This window comes from Bacillus sp. JJ1503 (assembly GCF_036965125.1).
Lineage (GTDB): Bacteria > Bacillota > Bacilli > Bacillales > Cytobacillaceae > Cytobacillus.
In genome coordinates, this window is sequence record NZ_JBALOZ010000060.1 from 1 (window position 1) to 3,535 (window position 3,535).

Annotated in this window: 3 protein-coding genes; 2 read left to right on the plus strand and 1 reads right to left on the minus strand. The window is 36.2% G+C overall.

The genetic code is table 11. The annotated features are described in order from the left end of the window. The first annotated feature begins 191 nt into the window (after positions 1–191). Both V7149_RS05610 and argH read left to right on the plus strand, forming a co-directional pair. Positions 192–1,763 carry an APC family permease gene (locus V7149_RS05610; protein ID WP_335344668.1) on the plus strand — a complete coding sequence of 524 codons (1,572 nt, stop codon included), beginning with the start codon at positions 192–194 and terminating at the stop codon, positions 1,761–1,763. Positions 1,764–1,842: 79 nt separating this feature from the next. After that, on the plus strand, positions 1,843–3,171 hold the full coding sequence (gene argH / locus V7149_RS05615; RefSeq protein WP_335344669.1) for an argininosuccinate lyase: 1,329 nt from the start codon (positions 1,843–1,845) through the stop codon (positions 3,169–3,171). An 80-nt stretch (positions 3,172–3,251) separates the two neighbouring features. Here argH and V7149_RS05620 read toward each other — a convergent pair. Beyond that, on the minus strand, positions 3,252–3,535 hold a 284-nt coding region (locus V7149_RS05620; protein ID WP_335344670.1), incomplete at its 5' end, for a phosphate-starvation-inducible protein PsiE.

The following is a 3,535-nucleotide window of genomic DNA, read 5'->3' on the forward strand; positions in this document are numbered from 1 at the left end:
ATATATACCCTTAAATAAGATTTATTATTCAAACACTTCGTTTTACTTAATAAGTTTGAGAGGAGAGTGTTCGGAAAATAAGAAAAATAGAAAAATTAATAATAATCTTTCGTGTAGTTAAAAATAAAATGATTAGCTATTCTGGGGATTTTATTGAAGAAACAATATAACTCTAAGAGAGAGGGAACTTCATGAATCAAGAACAATATTTGAAAAAGAGAATGGGATTTTGGTCGCTAACAGCACTATCTCTCGGTGGAATTATTGGATCTAGTTGGCTTTTTGGACCATGGGCAGCAGCAAAATTAGCTGGTCCAGCAGCGATTATGTCTTGGATAATCGGTGCAATTGCAATTACACTTATCGCTCTTATTTATGCTGAATTAGGAAGGGTTAAGCCTGAAACAGGCGGACTAGGCCGCTATCCCCTTTATTCCCATGGGACAATGCTTGCTACAGTGACTAGTTATTCCATCTGGTTTGGATACTGTGCAACTGCACCAGTGGAATCCGCAGGTGTTATCCAATATGCAAATCAGTTTTGGCCAGGACTGTATGATATTACGAAAGAACAGCTTACTACGACTGGTATGTTTGCTTCGGTAGTTTTGATGGCATTCTTTGTAGTTTTTAACTATTTTGGGGTAAAATTATTTGCTGTTACAAATACAGTGATTACTACAATTAAATTTATTGTTCCTGTCCTAACAATCATTGCTTTTTTTATGACAGGTTTTCATCCAGAAAACTTTACAAGCCAAGGGTTTGCACCGAATGGATATGGTGCGGGATTAAGTGCAATCTTAACAAGTGGGATCTTTTTTGCCTATACTGGATTCGGTAACGTCGTCATGATGAGTGGAGAGGTTGTCAATCCTAGAAGAAATATTCCATTAGCTTTGATTACTTCCCTTGTCGTTGCAGCTATATTATATGTGTTACTCCAAATCGTTTTTATTGGAGCTGTTCCACCAGATATGCTCGCTAATGGCTGGAGCGGGATTAAGTTCGATTCTCCTTTTGCTAATTTAGCAATGATGGCGAACATGGTTTGGCTATCATGGATCATTACAGCTGATGCTATGGTTTCCCCTACAGGTTCTGCACTAACTTATACAGCCGGAACTTCAAGACATGTTTTTGGAATGGCAAAAAGTAAGTTCTTACCATCTTATTTTGGAACGATTAACAAACGTTTTGGTGTACCAACTCGTGCACTTGCTCTTAATTTCTTTATCGGTTTGCTCTTTTTATTCCCATTAAAAAGCTGGACTGCGATTGTGGCCATTGTTGGAGCAATTGGTATTTTTAAATATGCTTCTGCCTGTGTGACTGTCATGGTTTTCCGGAAGGTCGGTTTAACGCAAAACAACGGTCTTCCAGGGATGCGTATTATTGCCCCATTAGCCTTTGTTTTTGCTACGCTTCTTATTTATTGGACAAACTGGAGCAGGGTACAACTTGCAATTACAGGATTGATTATTGGTATTGGCGCTTATTTAGTTTCCCACTTTATCAATAAATACAAAACAATAGAAATTATTGGTGGAATTTATCTTGTTGTTTATATTTTAATGCTTGTTGGACTTTCCTATTTAGGAAACTTTGGAGGACATGGAATCATCCCTGAACCATTTATGTCGATTATTGCGGCAGTTTTAGGATTTATTTTTTACAATTTTGCGGTATCAAATGGCGTTTGGTATATGCGTAAAAAAGGAAATATTGAAGAATTACAGGAAAGTATTTCTAAAATATCTTAATATTAATGTTAGTGATAGGCATACACATATCAATGGTACTTGTCTATTGAAGATTCAATGAAAAGAGGTTGAAGTATAAGTGAAACTTTGGGGCGGACGCTTTACAAAACGAGAAGATGAAATCATGGAGAAATTCAATACTTCTCTGCCTGTAGATCATCGACTATATTATGAAGATATAAATGGAAGCATCGCGCATGTTTCAATGCTTGTAAAATGTGAATTATTGACTGAGTCTGAAGGAAATTTACTAATTAGCGGACTTGAATCGATTTTAAAAGATATCGAATCTGGCAGTTTGAAAGTAGAAGGAGATTATGAAGATATCCATTCTTTTGTGGAAATGAATTTGACACAAAGAGTTGGTGAAACCGGGAAAAAGCTTCATACGGCAAGAAGCCGAAATGATCAAGTTGCTGTTGACATGAGACTTTATGCAAAGAATAAAGCACGAGAAGTTATGTCATCGCTGCAGCAGCTGATTGATTCGTTGAATAAGAAAGCTGCTGACAATAATGTCATGATGCCAGGGTATACCCATTTGCAGCGAGCACAGGTAGTTACATTTAGTCATCATTTAGGTGCATATGTACAAATGTTCAGCCGTGATAAAAAAAGAATTGAAAATGCGATCGGCATATTGGATGAAAACCCTCTAGGCTGCGGCGCATTGGCTGGAACAACCCATAATATCAATCGCCAAATAACTACTGATCTATTAGGTTTTTCTAAACCGGTAGACAACTTCTTAGATGGTGTAAGTGATCGCGATTACTTACTTGAGCTTATGTCTGGTTTTTCCATTACCATGATGCACTTGAGCAGATTGAGCGAAGAACTGATTCTTTGGAGCAGCCAAGAATTCAAATTTATCGAAATGGACGATGCGTATTCAACCGGCAGCAGCATCATGCCACAAAAGAAAAATCCTGATGCTGCTGAATTAATTAGAGGAAAAACAGGCAGAGTATACGGCTCCCTTTTCTCATTATTAACTACACTAAAGGGCTTACCACTAACTTATAATAAAGATATGCAAGAGGATAAGGAACAGTTTTTCGATTCCCTTGATACGGTATTAGATTGCCTTGAAATCATGGCAAAAATGATCGATACCCTGCATGTAAAGGAAGAAAACATGAAGTCTGCTATTAGAGCAGGGTTTTTAAATGCCACTGAAGTTGCCGATTATTTAGTAAGCAAAGGAACAGCCTTTAGAGATGCCCACGAAATTGTCGGCAAAATCATCATTTATTGTGAAGAGCAAAAGAAAGCGATTGAAGATTTAACGATTGAAGAATTAGCGAAGTTCAGCGGAGACATTGCAGATGATATTTACGAATACATCGATTATGAAAATATATTGGAAAAAGGGAATAAAAAGCTTATTAAGCAAATAACGAAATAATTATTTTTAGACAGGGCTAATCAAATGATTGGTCCTGTTTGCTTTCAATGATCATTCACCTACAAAATGCTTTTACTATTCTATTTTGTCCTTGGAGTAATATGCATCATGTAATATCCAATAATGAGAACCAAAATTACTAGTGAATAAATAAGTGTATGAAGCGGGTTTTCGTGGTCCACAATAATCAGTCTCAGCATTGCGGTAATGCCAATATAGATAAAGTATCGAAGGGGAAAATGATAATTTTCTTTGAAATACTTAACAATCATTGAAATAAATTCAAAATACAGAAAGAAAATTAATATATTGGCTAAGAAAAGCTTGTAATCATTACTGTCATTTTCTATTATCAGTTGAAAAA